This window comes from Ruegeria sp. BG7, from assembly GCF_056535685.1.
In genome coordinates this window covers 1008368-1031117 of the sequence record NZ_JBQFIU010000001.1, presented here as the reverse complement: position 1 = coordinate 1031117, position 22750 = coordinate 1008368, and the positions used below count along the sequence as shown (strand labels likewise).

Sequence of the window (22750 nt, the reverse complement as noted above, 5' to 3'; positions counted from 1 at the left end):
CATGATTATAAATCATCCGCTTTTGGGGCCGCGGGATTCTCAGGAATTCACCTATCTGGGCGATGCGAGTCTGTTGGATCGTCCGGATTGGCAGGACGAGAGTGCTCTGCAGAAATTCCACGACTATCTTTATCTGCGTGACAATCCGGCCGGCGAGCACAGAGAGTTGTGGTATCACGAAGCCGGGGATCGTTCGTGGCTGGTGGTGACGCGCAACACACTTACCCACGAAATCTCCAAGGTCGAGCTGGCGCAGGACGTCGCTGTTCGGAAAGATCACAAGAAATGACTCAGTTGAATCGTTTGAACGGTGGCCTGATTAGTCGCGGCAGCCCCCTGAACTTCACCTTTGATGGAAAAGAGTACGCCGGATACCAAGGAGATACCCTTGCGTCCGCACTTTTGGCCAATGGCGTCCGGCTCATGGGACGATCGTTCAAGTATCACCGGCCTCGCGGTGTTATTGCGTCTGGGTCTGAAGAGCCGAACGCTTTGGTCGAACTCCGCACTCGGGGACGGCAGGAACCGAATACACGTGCAACTGTTACCGAGCTGTTTGGCGGCCTTTCCGCCCGTTCGCAGAACCGATTTCCGTCGTTGAAGCATGACTTTATGGCGATCAATGATCGGCTTAGCAATTTTCTGTCGGCAGGTTTCTATTACAAGACATTCATGTGGCCGGCCCCCTTGTGGGAAAAGCTTTACGAGCCGATCATCCGCAAAGCCGCAGGTCTCGGGAGCGTGTCGCTTGATCCTGACCCGGATACGTATGAGCATGGTTATCTGCACTGCGATTTGCTGATTATTGGGTCGGGCCCTGCGGGTCTGGCGGCGGCGCTGACAGCTGCGCGCGCGGGCGCGCGCGTGGTTCTTGTGGAAGAAGATTTTGAGATGGGAGGGCGACTGATTGCTGAAAGTTCTTCTTTCGTCAACCAGTCCGGCGCCGAATGGGTCGCCGGGGTTCTGGAAGAACTGGGTGCCCTGCCAAACGTGCGTTTGATGAAGCGTGCAACCGTTCACGGTGCTTATGACCATGGTACCTATGGCGTTGTCGAGCGTGTGGCAGACCATTTGGCAGAACCACCCGCCGGGACACCCCGGCAAATCCACTGGCGCATCTATGCCCGAAAGGCGGTGCTATGTGCGGGTGCAACAGAGCGACCCATTGCGTTCGAAAACAATGATCGACCAGGGATTATGCTGGCTGGTGCGGTGCGGGCCTACGTCAACCGATGGGCTGCTGCACCGGCTCAAACCGTTGCGGTTTTTACCAATAATGACGATGGCCACCGCACGGCAAAAGACCTGCTTGCCAAAGGTGTCAATGTTTCAGCAGTTATCGATGTGCGTCACGACGCGCCCGATGTGGATGGTGCCGAACTGTTCAAGGGGGCTCAGGTCGTCGACAGCACGGGCAAGTTGGGGCTCGAAAGTGTCAAACTGCGCCTATCCAACGGTGAAACCAGAACCATCGACTGTGGCGCTCTGGCTGTGTCAGGAGGGTGGAACCCTAACGTTCATCTGACCTGTCATCAACGCGGCCGACCTATATGGGATGACGAAATAGCCGCCTTCGTACCCGATACAAAGTTGCCGGTTGGGTTGTCGGTGGCGGGTGCAGCCAATGGTGTCTTCTCGACCGCTGCTGCGCTGGAAACTGGTAAGAAAACCGCGCAGAAAGTGCTTTTAGATCTTGATATTCAGGCACCCACGATTGCTCTGCCCGAGGCCGAGGATTCGGTCATGAACCTCAAGCCCTTCTGGTTTGTCAAAGAGGGGCGTGGACGGGCATGGCTAGATTATCAGAATGATGTGACAGTCAAGGATGTGCGACTGGCGCATCAGGAAGGTTACAAATCCCCTGAGCATCTGAAACGCTACACCACCCTTGGTATGGCGACGGATCAAGGGAAAACGGCCAATGTTCTAGGGCTGGCGGTTATGTCAGAGATGACCGGGGCGTCGATCCCGGAAACTGGGACAACGATCTTCCGTCCGCCTTATACGCCAATCGCTCTTGGCACATTGGCCGGAAGCACAACAGGCAGGCATCTGGCGCCAACGCGCAAAACACCTAGTCATGTCTGGGCGCAAGAGCTTGGTGCCGAGTTTGTTGAGGCCGGAAATTGGCTGCGCGCGCGTTGGTTCAAGAAGCCCGGCGAAAAGACCTGGCACGAAACTGTGAACCGGGAAGTCACGACCGTCCGATCTCGGGTAGGTCTCTGCGATGTTTCGACCCTTGGCAAGATTGACGTGCAGGGTACCGACGCCGCAGAGTTCTTGAACAAAGTATACGCAAACGCATTCGCCAAACTGCCGGTAGGTAAGACGCGCTATGGCTTGATGTTGCGCGAAGATGGTATCGTCTATGACGACGGCACAGCCGCGCGACTTGCAGAGGATCATTTTGTCGTAACGACAACCACGGCAAATGCTGTGCTTGTATACCGAAACATGGAATTTGCCCGGCAATGCCTGTGGCCGGAACTGGATGTGCAGCTCATTTCGACCACGGAAGCCTGGGCTCAATACGCCGTCGCTGGTCCCCGGTCACGTGATCTGTTGCGAAAGATCGTGGATGCCGAGTTTGATATTTCGAATGAAGCATTTCCGTTCATGGCATGTGGCGAAATTACGGTGTGCGGCGGTTTCAAGGCCCGTTTGTTCCGGATCTCGTTCAGCGGCGAGCTGGCTTATGAAATTGCGGTTCCCCGCCGATATGGTGACGCGCTGATCCGCGCCCTGATGGCCGCCGGAGAAGAGTTTGGCGTTGCACCCTATGGCACCGAGGCGCTTGACGTTCTTCGGATCGAAAAAGGTCATGCCATCGGCAACGAATTGAACGGAACCACTACCGCGCTGAACCTCGGTCTGGGGAAAATGGTGAACAGGAAAAAGGACTGTATAGGCCAGGTTCTAAGTACCCGCGAAGAATTGGCTGACCCTGAAGGGCTGCGATTGGTTGGGTTCAAACCCGTCAATCGCACTGACAATATTGTTGGGGGCGCGCACTTGATGAACAAGGACGAACCGACTGACATCAAAAACGATCAGGGTTACATCACCTCAGCCGGTTTCTCGGCGACCTTGGGGCACTCGATTGCGATCGGGTTCCTGAAAAACGGATCCGGGCGGATCGGTGAGCTGGTTCGGGCAGTAAACCCACTGCAAGATAGCGAAATCGAAGTCGAAGTCGTAAGCGCCCATTTCGTGGATCCAGAAGGAGACCGTCTCCGTGCTTGACCTGAACCCAATCACCCCTTTGGGGGCAACAACTCTGCATCAAGAGCAGTACGAAGGCCTTATGATCGGCGAAGTCTTTGACCGGGCAATGGTATCGATCAGCAGCCGCCATGGCCGAAATCAGGATTTGATGTCGTGCCTGTCCGAAAAGCTGGACCTAAAGTTGCCCGGCGTTTCGGAGTTTATCGAGAATGGGGACTTCGGCGCATTCTGGACTGCCTCGGATCAGTGGATGTTTGACGCACCGCATGATGCAAAAAGTTGCCTTGCCGATAAGATAAAAGAGATTGTCGATGACGCGGCGTCTGTGACAGATCAGACAGATGGCTGGTGTCGCTTCCGGTTAAGTGGCCCACGAAGCGTTGAAATTTTTCAGTTCCTTTGCACTGTTGATGTTTCTGCTTTGGTGCAAGGGCAGGTCGTCAAAACTTTGATTGAGCATACTGGCTGCTTTGTCCTATGTCGCCAAAAAGCAATTGAATATGAAATCATTGGACCTGTTTCAGTGGTCAGTGATGTGCTGCATGCGCTGCAAGCAGCAGCACGGACTTTGAACGCAGTGCACAAAGCTTAGAAGCCGGAAAAATGATTACATCGAGATTTTCCCGGGAGTGGGTGTAAATTTGGAGAATTAGCGATCGCATTGGCGCGCGGGCACTTCTCAGCGGCTTACCAAAAGCTGACTGCTTGCTGGGGGACCGCACTTTGGTAGCGACAAGTTCCGAGACGCCTTGAGAGACAAAAGGTTAAGATAGGGCTGTTCTGGTCGCAGTCCCGAACACCTAAAGGGACGCAACCCGGCGCATGTTTTCGAGCAGCCAAAAGTGGAGCGGACTGTTGGCATTGCGTGCGTGTCGAACAGCTTGCAGTTGAAAACCGCCGACCTCAATCGGCAATGGTCTGTGGACGATATCGAAATGTTGTCCATTGGTTTGGGCGACACGCTCGGGCAGCGTTACGAAAAGATCCGGTTTTTCGATGATCGAGAGCGCCGAAAAAAGCGAGGGAACGACCGTGCGAATATTTCTTTTGTAGCCTTGAATTCGCAACGCTTCGTCCACCCTGTTTCTGATCAGACCATGGGGCGACACAAGCAGGTGGTCCACTTGCGCCATGTCATCGAGTGTCGGGTTTGCAGTCAAGAGAGGGTGGTCGCGGCGACCAGCCAGAACGTAGTGCTCTGTATAGAGGTCCTCGACAACAAAAGACGCCCCGCTTTTTTGTGGAATATCAAAGTATCCAATGGCGAGGTCGATCCGTCCATGCACAAGAGCGTCGAGCGCCTCGCTATAGACGAATGGATAGGCCTGTACATCAATGTTTGGGCTGAGGTTGCACATTTCGGCAACAAGCTTTGGTATCACACTCGTCAGTTCGTAATCGAACGCGCCGATCCTGAGGTCGGTCGCAGTGGAAAGTGGGTCGAATTTTTCCGGGTCTGTTGGGCCAAGCCACGGGTTCGTGCACGTGAAAGAGGTTGGAACGCCGGTTACGATCTTCGGCCTGTCGATCAAGGACGGTGACCTTGTTCATGCCGACCGGCATGGCGCTCTGGTGATCCCGCCCGAGGTGGTGGACGAGTTTGAACGGGCGATCATCAAGCTGCTTGAAACCGAAAAACTGATCCTGGATCCCGCCCGCGCATCAGGGTTCGATTTCGACGCCTTCGAAAAAGCATGGGCGGCTTTCGAAGCCTCGAGGACTTAGGAGCGCGAGGCCGTTAACTGGAAAAAGGAGACCGGTCGAGCCGAGATATCCTGGAGGCGGTTACGCTCGCCCGGCTTACAAAGTTGAGCGGATGAGCTGAGCGCGGAAATAAGCAACATTGAACGCCAAACCCGGAAGCAGCCATTGAAACAGCTGCACAACAGCCAGAACTTCTGCCGGATCTGCGTCGCGGGCGGCGGCTTCGATCAGGTCTTCGGATGACAAACTGGTAACATTTGGCAAAGCGACAGCCAGTGCAACCGAGCGGCTATGGATTAGCGAAACCGCTGGTTCGTAGGCGGTAGACTGGATCACAGGCTTCAGATCGTGCCATGCCAAATTGAAGTAACTTGGCCAGCGCGCAAATGCCCGATAGTCCGTATTGACGAAGGGCAGCCCCAGTGTTTCACGAATGTCATCATAGAGCGCCGCCGTTTCCGGGTCAGCATGATGCGGTTCCATCAGAACCGGATGTGTCATGTCATCAGCCGGGCGGGGCAGCGTGGAGCCGTGGCCTCGACCAGTCCATTCATGACCTTCTAGCAGCGCCCGGGCCAGTGACGCCAACAGCAAATAGGGCATGTTTCCGGCGGAGAACACCTCGTTGCAGGTAGTGATCTGCGTGACCTCGGTGGTGTCATATCCGATCGCAGCCAGCCGTGCGCTGATCGCAGGTGGCGCAAAAACACCCGCCTGCGCCTCGACGCAGTCGCGGAGCTCGCGGCAAGCATCACCAAAGGCGTTTGTCGCTACGACGGGTTCGATCGAAGACCATAGGCGCTGGTAGAATTCGGGATAGTGGGCAAACGCCATGGCAACGACGCCCATCCACGGTACGCCGAAGCCGCGTTTGGTGCGATCATAAACTCGCGCCAAATCTGCCGTCGCAGCCCGTTCGGGCACCGGACGTATAGGTGGAATGGAGTTCGGTTTCAGTCGTTGCAATTGATCAGGCGTCAACAGTGACACTCTTTGGCAAGCCTTCGCTCCATTTGCGCAATTCGTCGAGGAAACCCAGAGCAGTGCAGCCAAGCTCGGTAATCTCATACTGGACCGATACCGGTGCTGTGTCGAGAACCTGACGCTGGACCAGGCCCTGAGATTCCAATTGACGCAGTCGTTCTGTGATCATCTTTTTGCTGGCGCCGCCGACCATGCGCGCCAAGTCATTGAAGCGAACGGGCTCGTCCTTCAGGTGCCACAGGATAGAGCCGGTCCATTTGCCACCAATAATCCGCATGCCACGTTCAATTGCGCACGGCTCGACACATGCATCATGTGCGGTGCGACGGCCTTTTTCGTCTTGTTCCACGCGTGCTCGCATCTGTCGCCTCCATTTATTTCAACAGTAGGTTACCTAAAGTATACTGGTTGATCTATTGCCCCTACTAACTTAAGTGGCCGCAAACCGCCAGCATGTCAAGTAGTTCAGGGAAGCAGCGATGGAGGGTGTGGAAAGCCCCGGCACCGATGACAATTAAATCGAAGCTTTCGGGCTACAAGCAAATATGTCCCGTGCGGCGCGCGGAAAGATCCCAGAAGAAAGAATGATACCCTCATGGCACTGCAAGACCACCCGATGTGGCGCAAGCCGCAGCATCATCACGACCTCGACCACGCGCATGAACATGTTCACTGGGCCGAGCTATTCTATGACCTGATTCACGTCGTGACCATATTCCTGCTTGGGAACTACCTCTCGCATCACCTGGATTGGCACGGATTCCTGGTGTTTACGGGGGTGTTCATTGCGCTTTGGTACGCGTGGGGCGAGCTTAGCATCTTCAACTCGATCTATGTGAGCACCGATGTCTGGCACCGTGTGATCATGTGCGTGATGATCTGTACGGTGATGTTCATGGCGGCGTCCATTCCAGCCATCGAAGGAAAAGGCTGGACATTCTTCGTACTAGGTTTTGCGGCCAACCGGGCCATGTTGGCGGCGCTGTATTTCAGGGCGCGGCGGGTGAATATTACCGGTCGCTCAATGACGTCCGAGAAAGTCCGTAACTTCTCGTTCTTCGCCATCGTTTTTGCCATCATCGCATTTTTGCCGAAACCGCTGGCCTATTGGGCGTTTGGCATCGCAATGGTGGCAACACAGGCGATCTACATGATCCCGGGCATATCTGTCCTGCGGTTTGAGCGGTTCGCGCCACGACTGGGGCATATGTCCGAGCGTTTTGCACTGCTGACACTGATCGTGCTGGGCGAGGGGTTCTTCAAGCTCGTCGTCACACTGTCGGAAAAGGGCATCTACAAGGTATCCCCGGACGTTCTGGTCAATTTCGTCATCGGTGGAGTGTCGATGTTTGTCATGTGCTGGATCTATTTCGACTTTGCCGGCAATGCCAAGCCGAAGGACAGGAAACCCGCGACCCTGGTGATCTGGTGGTTGGCCCATCTTGTTCTGATGGTATGCGGTGTGTTGGTCGGTGTGGCACTGGCCGCAGAGGTCAAAATCGGATTCTGGGATCCTTATCCGACCGAATACGCCGCCATCGGATGTTTCGGCCTCGCAGGCTATATCGCCATGCTCTGGGTGCTGAGGTCAATCATTGAGCATCGTGTTGCCTCCGACTTCGGACGAGGGGATGTGCGCCTGTTTGGCATTGTGTTGGCAATCGCCTGTTTCTTCATTGTTCCGCACGTCCCGGCTCTGGTGGCCAACCTGATCTGGGGCACGGCGCTGCTGTCGCAGATTGTTGTGCCCGTTTCCCGGGCCTGGCTGACATTCCGCCATGAGTAGCTTTGTACAGGACCTGAAAAGTCTGCGCGCCGGGGTCTATTGGTGGCTGGAGCGTCCCAACCGGGACGCAGACGGCCCCCGGTTTCTGGACATTGCCCTGATCGTCCTGATTACGCTGAATGTCGCGGCGGTCATTCTGGAAACGGTAGATTCCATCTATTTCGAATGGAATGCAGCGTTTGAGCTGTTCGAAAGCTTCTCGCTGACCGTGTTCGTTGTGGAATACGCGGCAAGACTGTGGGCAGCGCCGGAAAATCCTGAATATGAGTCCAGGCTGTCCTGGGCGACGTCTCCATTGGCACTGATCGACCTGCTGGCGATATTGCCCGCTCTGCTGTACCTGTTCATTCCCATCGATCTGCGCATTCTGCGCGCGTTCCGGATGCTGCGCCTGCTCAAGCTTACCCGGTATTCACCCGCGCTTGGCATGTTGCTTGCCGTGTTCGAGGAAGAGGCAGGCGCTTTCTTTGCCGGGTTTTTCATCCTGATGGTAATGCTGATCTTTGCCGCCAGCGGCGCCTGGCTGGCCGAGCACGAAGTTCAGCCCGACGCGTTCGGCTCGATCCCGGCGGCCATGTGGTGGGCGATGGCGACGTTGACAACCGTAGGATATGGCGACGTGACGCCTGTGACGGTGGCCGGAAAGATGTTCGGAGCTGTTATCACGGTCATCGGCATCGGAATGGCTGCCTTGCCTGCCGGTATCATCGCCAGCGGTCTCAACGATCAATTGCACCGTCGGCGTGCCAGTCTGGAGCGCGAATTCCGCAAAGCGTTAGAGGATGGCACGATCTGTGAGGCCGAAGAGGCCGAGATCGAGGCGCTGCGCAAGCAACTGGGCCTGTCACGCCGGGCTGCAGATCAGATCCGGGATCGCATCCACGCTGAAGCTGAGGCCAGACGGGGACATTGCCCTCATTGCGGAAAAGTACTCTCCGAACCTTTGTGAGTGCCACAATTCCCGCCGCTATGACGACGAGGCATATTCGATCATTCCAAAATGCATGGCCTGACCTTTCGTGGCCCAATCATCCAGAACGATATAGGCTCGAAGCGTGTTTTGCGGTCGCCGGCTGCGCCATACGGGCGGTGTGTTCCTGGGGCAGGAATACGTTGGTTTCAGGGGTTTTTCGATCTTTTCAATTCCAACGCTGATTAGCGTGCGGTCCGGGATCATTGAGGTTATTGGCACGGCTCCCTTGCACGCAAGCGAGTGGGTCGCAGGTCCACCCAAGTAGTAGGTTACAAAAAGTATACTAATTGTCTTTTCCTCCACAGTGAGCAAGTTGTCACCTGAACAGCGGAAAGGCCCGCTGAATCACTGAAAACCGCAAGGACGAGACCATGAGCAACATTTTTATTCTGAACGGCCACCAGCCTTATCCCTTCGCCAAGGGCGAGCTGAACGCAGCGCTGATTAACCGGGCAGCCGAGTTCCTGAAAGCCGCCGGACATGACGTGCGTGTGACAAAGATCGCCGAAGGTTATGACGTCGAGCAGGAAATCGCCAACCACCAATGGGCCGACACCGTTATCATGCAGTTCCCGGTAAACTGGATGGGTGTCCCGTGGTCGTTCAAGAAGTACATGGACGAGGTTTACACGGTCGGCATGGATGGTCGTTTGACCAATGGTGATGGCCGCGTGGCTGAAGCCCCGAAAGAAAACTACGGTATGGGCGGCGCCCTGACCGGCACCAACTACATGCTGTCCGTCACGTTGAACGCACCAGCCGAATCTTTCGACAACCCCGCCGAGCCGTTCTTTGAAGGCGCATCGCTGGACGATCTGCTGCGCCCGATGCACTTGAACGCCAAGTTCTTTGGCATGTCGCAGCTGCCGACCTATGGCGCCTTTGATGTGATGAAGAACGCCGATGTAGAATCGGATTTCGCCCGTTTTGACGCGCATCTGGCCCGTGTCTTCGGTGCCAATTCCGTTTCGGAAGTAGCCTGATCGGCGCCTGCGGAAATCATTCCAAAAATGGAGGCTCATGAGATGAGCAACTCTCCCCTGATCACCGAAGGCCAGCGTGCACCGCTGGCCGACGAGGCATCGCCCGACATGTATGAAGAGCTGGTGAACACCGGCATCACGCGTCTGGTCCGCATGAAAATGCCCCCTGGTGCGACGGATGAGCCGCACCGCCACCCCGAGGAAATCGTCTATTTCATCAAGGGCGGCACGCTGTCCATCAAGCTCGAAGACGGTTCGACTGTCGTGAAAGAGGTGGCGGATGGCGATTACATGCATAACGGCCCCTGGACCCATCAGGTCAGCAATGTCGGAACGACTACGGTTGAGGCCGTGCTGTTCGAGCGTCTGGACAATGACGTGGAACTGAAGGACTGAGGCGAGAAACGACAAATGAGCAAAACTATCCTGATTACGGGTGCGGGCACCGGGCTTGGCAAAGGTGCGGCGTTCGAACTGGCGAAACAGGGCCATCGCGTGATCGCGACGACCCACGGCGCGGAAGGGGCGGAAACGCTCAAGGCAGAAGCGGACGCGCTGGGTCTGACGCTGGAAACAGTCAAGCTGGACATTACCAGCGCCGAGGACCGTCAGGCCGCCTTTGACCGCTTCGGTGCCGATGTGGATGTCGTGGTGGCAAACGCCGCCATCGGAGATACCGGACCGATTGCTGAGGTTGACGTGAACCGCATCCGGAACGTGTTCGAAACCAATGTGTTCTCGACCGTCGAATTCGTGCAGCCCTATGCGCAGGCTTTTGCCCGCGGTGGCCGCGGCAAGGTGGTGTTCGTCTCGTCGATCGCCGGGTTCCTGACCTTCCCCTATCTGGCCCCCTATACCGCGTCCAAGCACGCGCTGGAGGCCATCGCGGAACTGATGCGCGAGGAACTGGAACCGATGGGTGTTCAGGTCGCGACCCTCAATCCGGGCGCGTACCGGACCGGGTTCAATGACCGGATGTATGACAAGATGGACGAGTGGTACGATCCGGCGACCAGCATTACGCCGCCGGAAGCGATCCGCAAGGTCCGCGCCCTGTTCGCCGGCGACGAGCTACAGATGGACCCGCAGCCGATGATCGACAAAATGGCCGAGGTCATTGCTGCCGATAACCACAAGTTCCGCACGGTGTTCCCGGAAGAGGCGATCAAGGACGTGCTGGACTACCAGCAGAAACACTGGACGCTGGAAATCTGAACCAACCGGGCCTGCGCGACACCGCGCGGGCCCGAACTTTGCCCCTGAGGAGACAGCCATGAGCCAACCGGACATTCACCTTTACACCGCCGCCACCATGAACGGTTACAAACCGGTCATTTTTCTGGAAGAAGCCGGTGTACCCTATGACCTGACCTTCATTGATTTTTCGAAACAGGAACAGAAGGCCCCCGAGTTCCTCAACCTGAACCCGAACGGCAAGATCCCCACGATCTATGACCGGGCCGAGGGGCGGGCCATTTTCGAATCCGGCGCAATCCTTTGGCATCTGGCCGAGAAATACGGCAAGTTCCTGTCAGACGATCCGCTTACCCGGTCGGAAACGCTGCAATGGCTGTTCTTTCAGGTCGGCCATGTGGGTCCGATGATGGGGCAGGCGATGTACTTCCAGCGTATCGCAGCGCCCAACGGGCATGAGGAGCCGTTCTCGATCAAGCGTTATGTCGACGAATCCCGCCGCCTGATGGAAGTTCTGAACACCCAGTTGGACGGACGTGACTATATCGTAGGCGACTACTCCATCGTCGATATGATGATCTACCCCTGGGCGCGGGCTTACCCCTGGGCACGGGTCGAGGTTGACGATCTGCCGAACCTCAAGGCCTGGTTCGACCGGATCGACGCGCGCCCGGCCGTGCAGAAGGCGCTGACCATCCCCAAGGCGCAGCCGCAATTCTGGGACGAAAACGCAGATGCTGATGCCTTCCTCAAGGAAAACGCCGCGCGCTTCGCCGGCGACGTGAAAAAGGCTTGAGGCGATGACTGTGAAACTTGTCGGTTACCCGGTGTCGCCCTTTGTCCGCAAGGTTCGGGTGGCGCTGGAATTGAAAGGTATCGGGTACGATCTGGACCCGGTCGTCCCCTATACCGAGCGAGAAAAAGTTCTGCCGATCAACCCGGCTGGAACCGTGCCGGTTCTGCTGCCCGCTGAGGGGCAGGCACCCATCACAGAAAGCGCGGACATCGTCGCCTGGGCGGAAGAGACCGTGCCTTTGCCCGGCCTTATCCCACCACAACCAGAACTGCGCCAACGCGCGTTGCAGATTCAGCAATTCGCCGATAGCCAGATGGCGCAGGTCTTTGGCGGTATGATGTTCGGTCAGCGGATCGTGGTGCCTTATTACTTTGGCAAGGACCACGGAAAAGAGGATATGGTCGCTCAGGCCATGACCGACTACGCGCCGCAATTGCTGGACGCCATTGGCAACCTGCTGGGCGATGCCGACTACGCCGCTGGGTCGTTCAGCGTTGCTGACATCGCGATGTCAAGCTGGCTGCGCGGGGCGGAACTGGCCGGGTTCGCGCTGGATGCCGAACGCTGGCCCTCGATTCAACGCTGGCTTAACCGGTGCTTTGCCCAACCGGGATATGCCCGCGTCATCGACAGCGAAGAGGGGACAGAGGTCGTCCGCTGGGCCCGCTCGCGATACGGCGCCACCGTGTGAGGTTGAATTCTTGAAGACCGACCGGCCCGATATTCTGCTTTATACCGCCCCTACGATGAATGGATGGAAGCCACTGATCTTCCTCCACGAGGCTGATCTGCCCTATGAACTGGTGCCGGTCGATTTTTCGAAAAAGGAACAGAAGGCGCCGGATTATCTGACGCTGAATCCAAACGGTCGCATCCCAACCATCGTTGATCGTGGCAACAACGATTTTGCGGTGTTCGAAAGCGGTGCGATCCTGCTTTATCTGGCCGAGAAATATGACAGGTTCCTGAGCCATGATCCCAAAGAGCGGTCCGAGACGATCCAGTGGCTGATGTTCCAGATGGGCGGCATCGGGCCGATGATGGGGCAGGCGATGTTCTTCCAGCGTATCGCGCGACCCAACGGTCATGACGATCCCTATGCCATCAAGCGCTATGTCGATGAATCCCGCCGCCTGCTCGAGGTGTTGGATTCCCGACTGAACGGGCGTGACTGGCTGGTGGGCGATGCCATGTCCATCGCCGATATTGCGACCTATCCCTGGGCGCGCTCGCATTTCTGGGCCGGGGTTGATGTCGCGGGCCTGGACCATCTGAACGCCTGGTTTGAGCGGATTGATGCACGTCCGGCCACGCAGGCAGCGCTGCAACTGCCGAAACCCAGACCATCCGTCTTTGGCGCAGGCGATACCGAGGCCGCTGCCGCCGAAAATGCCGCTAATTACAAGGAGTAACCCGATGTCCGACCAATCCCAGCCTATTCGCGTTGACATCGTCTCGGACGTTGTCTGCCCATGGTGCGCTATCGGCTATTACCAACTGGCCCGTGCAGTTCAGGAGACCGGCATCGACGTCGATATCCACTGGCACCCGTTCGAGCTGAACCCGCATATGGTGCAGGAAGGTGAGAACTTGCGCGAACACCTTGCCGCGAAATACGGCACCACGCTGGAAGGCTCGATCAAGGCGCGCGCGCGTCTGACTGAGATGGGGGCCGCGCTTGGCTTCACCTTCAACTATGCCGACGACATGCGCATGTACAACACCTTTCGCGCCCATCAGCTGATCGACTGGGCCGAGGAGAAGGGCAAGGCGCATGAGGCCAAGCTGGCGCTGTTCGCCGCTTTCTTCACCCGGCGCGAGAATGTGGCGGATATCGACGTGCTGGTCGAGGTCGCTGGTCAGATTGGGCTGGATCGCGATGCCGCCCGCGCGATGCTGGATAGCGGCGAACGTGGCGAAAAGGTTCGCGAGAAAGAACAGTTCTGGACCAGCCGTGGTGTTCAGGGTGTTCCCGCGATGATCTTTGAACGTCAGCACCTTGTCACCGGCGCGCAGGGTGAAGGGAATTATGCCAATATGCTCAAGCAGCTGAGGACAGTCGTGGCATGATTGAAATCATAGACTATTGCGATCGGGTCGAAGGGCTCTTTGACCCATATCGCGACACTATTGGCGACGATTTTCCGGCATACCGGGGGCATGTGTATCGCGTGATCACCTACGCCATGCATTTTCTTGGAAATGCGGACGTCCATCGCCCCATGGTCGAAACTGCGCTGGTCTATCATGACATCGGGCTCTGGTCTGAGAAGAATCTTGCCTATCTCGATCCTTCCCAGACGCTGGCGCTGCGCGACAACGACAAGCTTGGGCTTGGCCTCGATCCCGAGATTCTGCGTGCCGCAATCCACTGGCACCACAAGATCACACCTTATTCCGGCCCCGGCGCGGATGTCGTGAATGCTGTCCGCAAGGGTGACTGGATAGACGCATCCGGAGGGATGATCCGCAAGGGGCTGAGCAAGGCACAAGTGTCGAGAGTCGAGAACGCGATCCCGGATTATGGTTTTCCGGATGTTCTGCAACGTTTGGCCAAAGACCTTGGAGGCAATCGAATTGCCGGGAATTTGCGGGTGCTCAGGACTGTTTTCAAAATCTGAAACCCAAACCTATCACACACTAACATCGAAGGAGGGGACGATGAGCAAAGCACAAGTGATCCACAAGAAAGGACCGCCCAGCTGTATGCGATGGGAAGACTGGCATGTGCCCGACCCGGCCCCGGGCGAGGTACGCCTGCGCCATACAGCAGTAGGCGTGAACTACGCCGACACTTACCACCGCGCCGGCATCTCTCATCCGTGGCCAGTGCCAGACGAACCGGTGGTGATCGGTTTCGAGGGCGTCGGGATCGTCGAAGGTGTCGGAGAGGGTGTGACCGAGTTCAAGACTGGCGACCGTGTCGCTTATGGCATCCCGCCCCTGGGCAGCTACTCTGAGGTCCGCAACTATCCCGCTGACAAGCTATTGCACCTGCCGGACCGGCTGGACGACAAGCAGGTTGCGGCCTTGCTTATGAAAGGCATGACCGCGCACTACCTGTTGCACCGTACGTATGCGGTGCAGCCCGGCGACACTATTCTCGTTCATGCGGCCGCTGGCGGTATGGGATTGATCCTGTGCCAATGGGCCAAGGCCCTTGGGGCGACCATTGTGGGCACTGTTTCGACACCGGAAAAGGCCGACGTCGCACATGCAGCGGGTTGCGACCACCCGGTCGTGCGCTCAGAGCAGAGCTTTGTAGACGTTGTGCGCGACGTGACTGATGGCGAGGGCTGCGCCGTTGTGTACGAGGCGATCGGCAAAGACACATTGCAGGACTCGCTGGACTCCTTGCGCTTGATGGGCGTCTGCGCTGCCTATGGTCACGTCTCGGGTCCGCCTGATCCCATTGACGTGATCCAGGATCTCGGGCGCCGGGGGTCGTTGTTTATCACGCGCCCGGCAATCATGCATTACGTCGCCAAACGGTCTGACCTCGAATGGACCGCGCGCGATCTGTTCAAGGCTATCGGTGACGGTATTCTGGATGCCAACATCAACTACGAATATGCGCTGAAAGATGCGGTGAAGGCCCATGAAGCCATCGAATCCGGCACAACGCTGGGCGCGACGGTGTTGATCCCATGAGCCTTTCTGGCATCAAGGCTCTGACCTTTGACACCGGCGGCACCGTGCTGGACTGGCACAGCGGTTTCCGTGATGCATTTGCAGCGTCGGGGCAGCGTCATGGGATCGGCCGTGCCTGGGCCGCGCTGGCGAATGACCTTCGTCGCCGGACGATGCAGGCGATGCTTAATCTGGGTGAGAGCGGCCCGCCGGAATATAATTTCGACGACGCGCACCGCTTTTGTTTGGATGCCCTGCTGACCGAAGAAGGGCTGGATGTTTTCGACTCGCAGGACCGGCGCGCGATCTCGTGGGATGCGCCGCATAGCTTTGCCGCCTGGCCGGATGTGCGGCCCGGATTGGCAGCGCTGCGCGAGCGGTTCATAGTGACCTCGTTCACGCTGCTGTCCTATCGGCTGATTATCGACACCTCGCGCAGGAACGGGCTGGTTTGGGACGGGGTCCTGTCCTGCGAAGGGCTTGGCGTCTACAAGCTGCTGCCCGAGGCGTATCGGCGGGCCGCTGAACGTTTGCAACTGCAGCCCGATCAATGCCTGATGGTCGCGTGTCACCCCTATGACCTCGACGCTGCAAGTCAGGTAGGGTTCCGCACGGCGCTGGTTCGGCGACCGCTGGAGTGGGGCAACAAGCCTTCCGAGACGCCGGATCGGGGTGAAACCGGCACTTATGACATCGAAGTGGACAGCTTTACTGAATTGGCCTCTGCCCTTCAGATTTAGGTTGGGCAAAACTGAAAGTCAGTTTTCGGTTCAAACCGCGTTCGACAGCCGGAATTTGATTGTTTGAAACACGATCCAGACCATGCTGGCCATAGATGAACCGGAGGCAGCTTAACAGAAGCCTCCGGATTATTTCGTGTCAGATCAACGCGCCTCAGCCCGGGCAGGCCGCGCCGGTTTCGATCCAGTTTACGGCCAGTTCCGAAAACCCTTCCCAGGATCCGGGCGCGGGCTCGCGGCCTTCGCCGGGGGTCCAGGCCCAGCCGACCAGAGTGTCATGCCCCATATGATGCGCGACCTCTTCCAGGGTTCGGCCACCATTGCGTTCGGGGTCTTTCAACTGGGCGCAGATCTCGGGTACGGTCAGGCCGACCCAACCCATGCTCTGCGGGGCCAGTTGCCAGTGACCGTTGCCGGGCACCGAGCCGGTTTCACCCAGAAACGGGCGGTTTTCCTCGCCGTGACAGGTGGTGCAGCGCATTGCGACCACACCGAAATTGTCCTCGGTCCGCGGAATCGGCGGCGAGTGCGGTTTCTGGTTTTCGCCTTGCAGCGGGCCACCGGTGACCGGATGGCAGTTGACGCAGCGCGCATGAGTGATGACCTTGGCCATTTCCTCGAAGATCGCGACCGAGCGGGCTTGCTCGGATTCGATGCTTTCAAAGCTCGCCGCGGTTTTCAGGCCGTTGACTTCCTCGGCCTGCGCCGCGCTACCGGGCAGCAGCCCGGTCAGCGCGATTGCAGCGGTCAGCGCCGTGGCACGAATGTCGAATTTCATAGCTCGATCTCCTGTCAAACGCGCACAAGCGGCAGGCGGCGGACGGGCTCACCCTTGAGGATACGCCAGGCGTTGCTGACGGCGGGGGCGATGGGCGGGGTACCAGCCTCACCAATGCCGCCGGGCTTTTCGGTGTTCACCGCAAGATCAATTTCGACCTCGGGCATTTCGTTGATCCGCAGCAGGCGATAGGTGTCAAAGTTTTCCTGCTCAATGCGGCCATCCTCGGCAAAGGTGATCTCGTTGAACAGCGCTGCGTTGAGGCCATAGCCTAGCCCGCCTTCGATCTGTGCCTTGACCACATCCGGGTTGATTGCAATGCCTACGTCGGCAGCGACCCAGACCTTGTGTACGCGCGGTTCGCCATCGACCTCGGAGACCTCGGCGATATAGGCGAAGTGGGCGTCATAGCTGGGATGCAGCGCAACGCCATAGGCCTTGCCGTCGGCGCCCTGAATGCCCTGCCAGTTCGCCATCTCGGCGACGCGCTCCAGCACCCGGCGGTCGCGCGGGGACTTGTCGCCCAGCAGCTCCAAGCGACCCTGAACCGGGTCCTTGCCCTGGCCCTGCAGCACCTCGTCCAGGAACACTTCGTTCGCGAAGGCAGTGTGCGAATGGCCGACCGAGCGCCACCACAGATGCGGCACCTTGCTGTCGGTGCGGACCCAACGCGCCTCGAACGCACCAAAATCATAGGGCTTGTGGACCGAACCTTCGATCGAGAACGGGTCAACGCCGTTCTGGATTACCGCCTCGAAGGCGGAACCGCCCATGATGCTTTCGGTGGCGAATTTGTTGTCCCATCCGATAATGCGGCCAGTTTCGTCCAGTGCGGCACGGTGGCGGTGAACGACCTGCGGCCGGTAATACCCGCCCTGAATGTCATCGCTGCGAGTCCAGACCAGCTTATAAGTGCCTTCGCCCCCGGCCTTGGCAACATGTGCCAGTTCCTGCGCGAATTGCCCGTCATACTGCGCGCGCCGTCCAAAGCTGCCGCCGCCCAGAAGGGTGTTGATCTCAACATTTTCCAGCGGAATGCCGAAGATGTCCGAGGTGACCATTTGGTCGACACTCTGCATCTGGCTGCCCATCCAGATTTCCACAGCGTCGCCGCGGTTCTCGATCACACCGTCCAGAGCTTCGAGCGGTGCGTGGGCAAGGAAGGGCAGGCGGTATTCGGCTTCGATCACCTGAGCGGCGTTTTCGAATGCCGCGTTCAGGTCGCCATAGGTATCGGCAACGACGCCTTCACCATCGCGAGCCGCCGTGGCGACCTCTTCCAGTTGTTCTTCGGCCGAGCGGGTTTCCGCCTCGCTCAGGTCCCAGTCGATCAGCAGCGCATCGCGCCCCTTGAGGGCTGAATAAGTGTTTCTGGCATAGACCGCGACGCCGGTCGGGATTTGTTCTACTTTTTCAACGCCGTCGACCGCCAGAGCGGCCGAACTGTCCACCGATGCAACTTTTCCGTTGATCCAGGGCGAATGCGCCACGACGACCGTCAGCATGCCGTCGCGATAGACGTCCAGCGTGAACTGGGCCTCGCCCGTGGTCTTGATGGCGCTGTCGAGACGACGGATTTCTTCCTTGCCGATCAGTTTGAACTTGGCCGGATCTTTCAGCTTGGGCTCGGCAGGAGGTGTGCTTTCGCTGGCCGCAGCGACCAGTTCACCGAATTGCGCAGTCTTGCCGCTGCCAGTGTGGCTGATCACGCCGTTTGCGACGGTGATCTCATCAGCCGAAACACCCCATTCACGGGCAGCCGCATCAACCAGCATGGCGCGGGCGGCAGCGCCGGCCTGGCGCATCTGGGTAAAGGCGTTGCGCACGGCGGTTGAAGCGCCGGTGCCCTGAATGCCGAATGCAAAGTTCTGATAGATAGCGGTGTCGGCAGGCGCATGTTCGGCACGCATCTGCGACCAGTCGGCGTCCAACTCTTCGGCTACCAAAGTGGCGAATCCGGTGAATGGGCCTTGGCCGAATTCGATGTGTTTGACGATAACGGTAACCGTGTTGTCTTCGCCGATGCGGACAAAGGCGTTGAGGTCAACGGGGCCGGTCGCGGCTTTTGCGGCCATCTTGTTGCCCATCGGCAGATGCGCCCCAATAATCAGCGCGGCACCACCGGCCAGAAAGCCGCGACGGGTGGGAGAGAATGCGGTCATGGATCAGGCCTCCAGCATCTTGGCAGCATTGTGGATCGCCTTGCGGATGCGCACGTAGGTGGCGCAGCGGCAGGCGTTTCCAGCCATCGCAAAATCGATATCTTCATCCGTCGGCTGAGGAATCTCAGTCAGCAATGTAGCAGCGGCAATGATCTGACCGGACTGACAGTACCCGCATTGTGGCACATCCAGATCAACCCAGGCCTTGCGCACCGCATCAGCCTCGGGGCCTTCCAGCGCTTCGATCGTTGTTACATCCGAGCCTTCCAGATCTTCGACCGGGGTGATGCACGAGCGGACCGGCATGCCATCGACCATGACGGTGCAGGCACCGCACTGGGCCACGCCGCAGCCAAATTTCGTTCCGGTCAGGCGCAGGTTGTCGCGTAACGCCCATAGCAAAGGTGTGTCACCCGGTACGTCGAGCGACACGTCCTTTCCGTTGATGGTCAGGTCCGTCATTTTGGGGAGGTCCTCTTTTTGGCTTGTCGTCAAGATTTTCAGCAGAGCTTCAGGTTTACAGCGCCTGGGGGGTCGCCTTTAGTGGTTACCTACATCTCGCAGGGGCAATCTATCAACCAGTATACTTTTAGTAACCTTAAAGACGGAAGTTATGCGTTCGAAGCTCATTGGGTAATCGCAGCGATGCCGCTAGGCGCTTGGAGGCAGGCAAACTTCTCGTGCATGTTGCATCCGGGCTCATACGTGGGCGGTTTGGGCGGATTCCAACCGCAAAGCAGGCTTTTCCAGCATTGGCTTCCAGTTGGGAGATCGGTCCGGGTCAAACACTGCGGCCGCACTTAGGTCTCGTTCCAGATTGCGTTTGGGCGCAGGCGCCTCGCTGAGCGCGTCCGCTTGCCTGTGGGTGCCGCGCGCGGATCGCCCCTACAGAGGCGTCGTCTTGGTGGTGTTAGCAGGTTCGTCGATGAAGACTTAGGCGTATCGCAAATCTGCGGCACTAATAGATATGTCGCTGTGCTTAGCTAGTGCCGCAAATTTATCTCGCCTGACCGAAATTAGCTTCTGATACGACCAAAGCGCGAATTTCTTTGGGTCGACATCTTTATCCCGGTCTCCAGCCTTTGCCGTATAGTCGCGCCAATATTCCGAAAGCAGGTCCGGAGAATAGTAGATTGGCTTTGGTTTCTCAACGTACCTCGCTATCAAGTTCTGGACGAGTTCGTCGTTCTCCCTCAGCGAAACGATAAGGAACCTTTCTTTCAAAGCAGAAAATGTGGGGTCACCAGCCGCAAACAATTCGCAGAACGACCCGCTTGAATCAGCCAGAACTGGCTGACTGGAATCCAGGCTAAGAAGGTCTTCGACTGCGGTGAGTTCAGCCTGCCTATGAAAGTTCTGCCGTTTCACATATTCGTTGAATTCAATCCCGCCTCTGTCTGGGTCTCCAGGCATCCCCAAATAGGAAGTCAATGGCGCAAGAGTGTCCTTGCACAATTCGTCGTCCAAGTTGAGTATGCCCAATTCCTGCAACTTGGACAGCATAGCTCCCTTGCTGACCTCGGCATTGAATGCATCAAGTATCTGCTTGCGCAAATACTGCCCCTGGATTTGGGCGTCTATCGACACATAGCGCCACGCCCCGGATTGGTTCAAAAAGCTCGAAAGGAGCGTCTTTCCAATTCCCGACATCCCGATCAGGAGGATGTCACGCGGTTCACTCAGAAGAGATTGAACTTCCGGGGTTACACACGTCAGCTTCATGGTGTTGCGAATTTTCCATCAATCACACTTTGCACCGCTTCAACCGTCGGATCGACAGTTGCGAACTCTTCTTCGCGGGCAAACAAGTCTTCCAGCCGCGCCGGAGTTTCTGGGAGTGTTCCAAGCGCTTCTTCAACTGCCGTCGGGAATTTTGCCGGATGGGCTGTTTCAGCGACAACAATGGGTCCGTTAAGCGTTGCCCTCAGCTGATCCGCCGCGAAGTAGCCGGTTGCCGAATGTGGGCAAATGATCTTGCCGAACTGCTTATGGATCTGGCGCATGGTGTTTAAGGCATCGTCTTTGCCGCACTTCATCGCGTCGAAGTCTTTGGTCAGTCTTGAATGCTCGGATTGCGAAAGTTCGTAAAAAGACCTCTCAGCGAGCTGCGTTTGCATGTCCCGCGTTGCGTTCCCGTCGCGTCCTTTCAGAATCCACAGCATTCGTTCAAAGTTGCTGGAAACCTGAATATCCATGCTCGGCGAGATCGTCGGTATTGTCTCTGCCTTCGACATCATACCAGTCTCGAACAGCCGGGGAAGGACATCATTTTCGTTCGACGTGACGATCAACTTCCCGATGGGAGCGCCCATTTGCTTCGCGATATAGCCCGCAAAGACATTTCCAAAATTCCCGCTGGGGACAGCAAAGTTCACGGGTTGGCCGTAATCGTTGTGGATTTTGACCGAAGCGTAAATGTAGTAGGACGTCTGAAGGAGGATCCGGGCCAGGTTGATCGAATTCACAGCCGTATAGCTATATTCTTTGGCAACTTCGCTTTGATACAGGTTTTTGACTATGCTTTGGCAGTCATCAAAGTCGCCTCGAACGGAAATTGCCTGAACGTTTGCGGCTCCCAGGCAGGTCATCTGCTTGCGTTGAACATCAGAGACGCGGCCCTCCGGAAACAGAATTACTGCATTGGCTCGCGAACGTCCCGCAAAGGCATTTGCGGTGGCTGCGCCAGTATCTCCCGACGTTGCGCAGAGTACGGTCGCGCGTTTGTCAGTGATTGTGAGTTCCCGATCGATCGCTTCCGCCAAAGGGGCGAGGGCGTAGTCCTTGAAAGCGAGTGTGGGGCCATGGAAAAGCTCCATGCTCCACAGCTGGTCATTCAGGCGAGAGAGGGGTGGGCCATCATTGCGTTCGAAACCGGCCAGCGCTTTTCTTATGCCTGCGGTGAAGTTGCACTGTTGCCACTCAGCTCCGCCAAACAGTGCCAAAACATCCGATGCAATCTGGTCGTAGGCCCGTCTGCCCAGCGTGGCCAATTTGCTGGATGTAAGTTCGGGCCAGGCCTCAGGCACGTAAAGACCGCCATCTTCGGCAGTTCCACGGCTTAGCAACTCTCGGAGAGATCGAGCGGGTGCGTTCCCGCGAGTACTTGAGTAGAGCATGGCATTTTCCAAGATTTCTAATATTGTGGATTTAGCAAGACCTCTATCGTTCGTAAACAGAAATCTAATATAATGGAAATACGGAATGAACACACCTTCACCTACACCTGAAATCGGGAGAATTATGAAGGAAGCCAGGAAATCGCTGGGCCTGACCCTTGAGCGACTCTCTGAGCGTACAGGGGTGTCCCGATCGATGCTATCCGCCATTGAGAGGGGTGCCACCAACCCGACCTTTTCAATAGTCTGGGCCCTTTCTCAGGCACTTGGCGTTGACCTTAGCTTGCTTGAGGGCACGCCTGGTGGCGAGGATCCAATCGAGCATCTTCATCACTATTCCACGCCGATGCAGCGAAGTGCGGACGGTAAATGCGAGATTTATATGCTGAGCCCGCGACGCACTGTTCTTCCCGTAGAGTGGCACAGGCTTCTCATGAAGGTCGGAGCAGAGCTTGATTCAAAGCCCCATGCGCCTGGAACCTTCGAGCACCTGACCTGCCTGTCCGGCTCACTGTCGGTAACGGTCGCTGGACGAACTGTTCGGGCTGAGGCAGGCGATACATTGCGATACCGCAGTGACTGCAATCATCGCATTAACAACGAGGCGGATGGAGAAACGGAGGCCATCCTTCTCGTGGCTCAGCCGACTCAATATCAGGAACCTACAGCGTCAGTCTGA

Annotated in this window: 24 protein-coding genes and 2 pseudogenes; 18 read left to right on the top strand and 8 right to left on the bottom strand. The window is 57.3% G+C overall.

Annotated features, from left to right (window positions below; all coding sequences use genetic code 11):
* The first annotated feature begins 1 nt into the window (after position 1).
* From ACR3EH_RS05085 to ACR3EH_RS05070, 4 genes and pseudogenes are all read left to right on the top strand, one after another.
* On the top strand, positions 2-289 hold the full coding sequence (locus ACR3EH_RS05085) for a sarcosine oxidase subunit delta (protein WP_170815449.1): 288 nt from the start codon (positions 2-4) through the stop codon (positions 287-289).
* The gene (locus tag ACR3EH_RS05080) at positions 286-3243 is read left to right on the top strand and encodes a sarcosine oxidase subunit alpha family protein (protein ID WP_171646575.1); all 2958 of its coding nucleotides are present in this window, start codon (positions 286-288) and stop codon (positions 3241-3243) included. The genes ACR3EH_RS05085 and ACR3EH_RS05080 overlap by 4 nt, the downstream gene beginning before the upstream one ends.
* Positions 3236-3817, top strand: a complete 582-nt coding sequence (locus tag ACR3EH_RS05075; RefSeq protein WP_171185235.1) for a sarcosine oxidase subunit gamma — start codon at positions 3236-3238, stop codon at positions 3815-3817. Before ACR3EH_RS05080 ends, ACR3EH_RS05075 begins: the two co-directional genes overlap by 8 nt.
* Before the next feature lie 53 nt (positions 3818-3870).
* Positions 3871-3995, top strand: a pseudogene (locus ACR3EH_RS05070) (IS5/IS1182 family transposase); the annotation flags it as partial.
* Positions 3996-4025: 30 nt separating this feature from the next.
* Here the strand turns inward: ACR3EH_RS05070 and ACR3EH_RS05065 are convergent.
* Entirely contained in the window at positions 4026-4757 is a 732-nt protein-coding gene (locus ACR3EH_RS05065; RefSeq protein ID WP_171185234.1) for a LysR substrate-binding domain-containing protein, read from the bottom strand.
* Between ACR3EH_RS05065 and ACR3EH_RS05060 the strand changes: the two are divergent.
* Positions 4675-4950: pseudogene (locus tag ACR3EH_RS05060) on the top strand (RraA family protein); the annotation flags it as partial. The gene ACR3EH_RS05065 and the pseudogene ACR3EH_RS05060 overlap by 83 nt on opposite strands.
* 75 nt (positions 4951-5025) lie before the next feature.
* Here ACR3EH_RS05060 and ACR3EH_RS05055 read toward each other — a convergent pair.
* Both ACR3EH_RS05055 and ACR3EH_RS05050 read right to left on the bottom strand, forming a co-directional pair.
* Positions 5026-5910, bottom strand: a complete 885-nt coding sequence (locus ACR3EH_RS05055; protein WP_171675385.1) for a halocarboxylic acid dehydrogenase DehI family protein — start codon at positions 5908-5910, stop codon at positions 5026-5028.
* Positions 5900-6274, bottom strand: a complete 375-nt coding sequence (locus ACR3EH_RS05050; RefSeq protein WP_170335162.1) for a winged helix-turn-helix transcriptional regulator — start codon at positions 6272-6274, stop codon at positions 5900-5902. The genes ACR3EH_RS05055 and ACR3EH_RS05050 overlap by 11 nt, the downstream gene beginning before the upstream one ends.
* 234 nt (positions 6275-6508) lie before the next feature.
* Between ACR3EH_RS05050 and ACR3EH_RS05045 the strand changes: the two genes are divergently transcribed.
* The 12 genes from ACR3EH_RS05045 to ACR3EH_RS04990 all read left to right on the top strand — a co-directional run bounded on the left by ACR3EH_RS05045 (position 6509) and on the right by ACR3EH_RS04990 (position 16015).
* Positions 6509-7699, top strand: a complete 1191-nt coding sequence (locus ACR3EH_RS05045) for a low temperature requirement protein A (protein WP_171185230.1) — start codon at positions 6509-6511, stop codon at positions 7697-7699.
* Complete coding sequence (locus ACR3EH_RS05040) at positions 7692-8648, top strand: ion transporter (protein WP_171185229.1); 957 nt, start codon at positions 7692-7694, stop codon at positions 8646-8648. The genes ACR3EH_RS05045 and ACR3EH_RS05040 overlap by 8 nt, the downstream gene beginning before the upstream one ends.
* Positions 8649-9043: 395 nt before the next feature.
* Positions 9044-9655 carry an NAD(P)H-dependent oxidoreductase gene (locus tag ACR3EH_RS05035; protein ID WP_171185227.1) on the top strand — a complete coding sequence of 204 codons (612 nt, stop codon included), beginning with the start codon at positions 9044-9046 and terminating at the stop codon, positions 9653-9655.
* A 42-nt stretch (positions 9656-9697) separates the two neighbouring features.
* Positions 9698-10051 carry a cupin domain-containing protein gene (locus ACR3EH_RS05030; protein WP_170525391.1) on the top strand — a complete coding sequence of 118 codons (354 nt, stop codon included), beginning with the start codon at positions 9698-9700 and terminating at the stop codon, positions 10049-10051.
* A gap of 15 nt (positions 10052-10066) precedes the next feature.
* Complete coding sequence (locus ACR3EH_RS05025) at positions 10067-10870, top strand: SDR family oxidoreductase (protein WP_171185225.1); 804 nt, start codon at positions 10067-10069, stop codon at positions 10868-10870.
* A 58-nt stretch (positions 10871-10928) separates the two neighbouring features.
* The gene (locus tag ACR3EH_RS05020; RefSeq protein ID WP_171096362.1) at positions 10929-11645 is read left to right on the top strand and encodes a glutathione S-transferase family protein; all 717 of its coding nucleotides are present in this window, start codon (positions 10929-10931) and stop codon (positions 11643-11645) included.
* 4 nt (positions 11646-11649) lie between these two features.
* Positions 11650-12336, top strand: a complete 687-nt coding sequence (locus ACR3EH_RS05015; protein WP_171096360.1) for a glutathione S-transferase family protein — start codon at positions 11650-11652, stop codon at positions 12334-12336.
* Positions 12337-12346: 10 nt separating this feature from the next.
* Positions 12347-13057: a glutathione S-transferase family protein gene (locus ACR3EH_RS05010; RefSeq protein ID WP_256368439.1), complete on the top strand. Its 711-nt coding sequence runs from the start codon at positions 12347-12349 to the stop codon at positions 13055-13057.
* Positions 13058-13061: 4 nt separating this feature from the next.
* Positions 13062-13715: a DsbA family oxidoreductase gene (locus tag ACR3EH_RS05005; RefSeq protein WP_171096357.1), complete on the top strand. Its 654-nt coding sequence runs from the start codon at positions 13062-13064 to the stop codon at positions 13713-13715.
* Positions 13712-14266, top strand: coding sequence for a phosphohydrolase (locus tag ACR3EH_RS05000; RefSeq protein ID WP_171096355.1), 555 nt, complete (start codon positions 13712-13714; stop codon positions 14264-14266). The genes ACR3EH_RS05005 and ACR3EH_RS05000 overlap by 4 nt, the downstream gene beginning before the upstream one ends.
* Before the next feature lie 40 nt (positions 14267-14306).
* Positions 14307-15296, top strand: a complete 990-nt coding sequence (locus ACR3EH_RS04995) for a quinone oxidoreductase family protein (protein WP_171185221.1) — start codon at positions 14307-14309, stop codon at positions 15294-15296.
* Positions 15293-16015 (top strand): HAD family hydrolase, encoded by a 723-nt coding sequence (locus ACR3EH_RS04990; protein ID WP_171096351.1) that lies wholly within the window; start codon positions 15293-15295, stop codon positions 16013-16015. Before ACR3EH_RS04995 ends, ACR3EH_RS04990 begins: the two co-directional genes overlap by 4 nt.
* A gap of 154 nt (positions 16016-16169) precedes the next feature.
* On the opposite strand, the gene ACR3EH_RS04985 is transcribed toward ACR3EH_RS04990, so the two are convergent.
* The 5 genes from ACR3EH_RS04985 to thrC form a co-directional block, all read right to left on the bottom strand.
* Positions 16170-16793 (bottom strand): Isoquinoline 1-oxidoreductase subunit, encoded by a 624-nt coding sequence (locus ACR3EH_RS04985; RefSeq protein ID WP_171096349.1) that lies wholly within the window; start codon positions 16791-16793, stop codon positions 16170-16172.
* A gap of 14 nt (positions 16794-16807) precedes the next feature.
* Complete coding sequence (locus tag ACR3EH_RS04980; protein ID WP_171675387.1) at positions 16808-18955, bottom strand: xanthine dehydrogenase family protein molybdopterin-binding subunit; 2148 nt, start codon at positions 18953-18955, stop codon at positions 16808-16810.
* A gap of 3 nt (positions 18956-18958) precedes the next feature.
* Positions 18959-19417 carry a (2Fe-2S)-binding protein gene (locus ACR3EH_RS04975; RefSeq protein ID WP_171646579.1) on the bottom strand — a complete coding sequence of 153 codons (459 nt, stop codon included), beginning with the start codon at positions 19415-19417 and terminating at the stop codon, positions 18959-18961.
* A 471-nt stretch (positions 19418-19888) separates the two neighbouring features.
* Positions 19889-20677, bottom strand: a complete 789-nt coding sequence (locus ACR3EH_RS04970; protein ID WP_171675389.1) for a hypothetical protein — start codon at positions 20675-20677, stop codon at positions 19889-19891.
* Entirely contained in the window at positions 20674-22164 is a 1491-nt protein-coding gene (gene thrC / locus ACR3EH_RS04965; RefSeq protein ID WP_171675391.1) for a threonine synthase, read from the bottom strand. The genes ACR3EH_RS04970 and thrC overlap by 4 nt, the downstream gene beginning before the upstream one ends.
* On the opposite strand from thrC, the gene ACR3EH_RS04960 reads away from it, so the two are divergent.
* The gene (locus tag ACR3EH_RS04960; RefSeq protein ID WP_171675393.1) at positions 22157-22750 is read left to right on the top strand and encodes a helix-turn-helix domain-containing protein; all 594 of its coding nucleotides are present in this window, start codon (positions 22157-22159) and stop codon (positions 22748-22750) included. The genes thrC and ACR3EH_RS04960 overlap by 8 nt on opposite strands.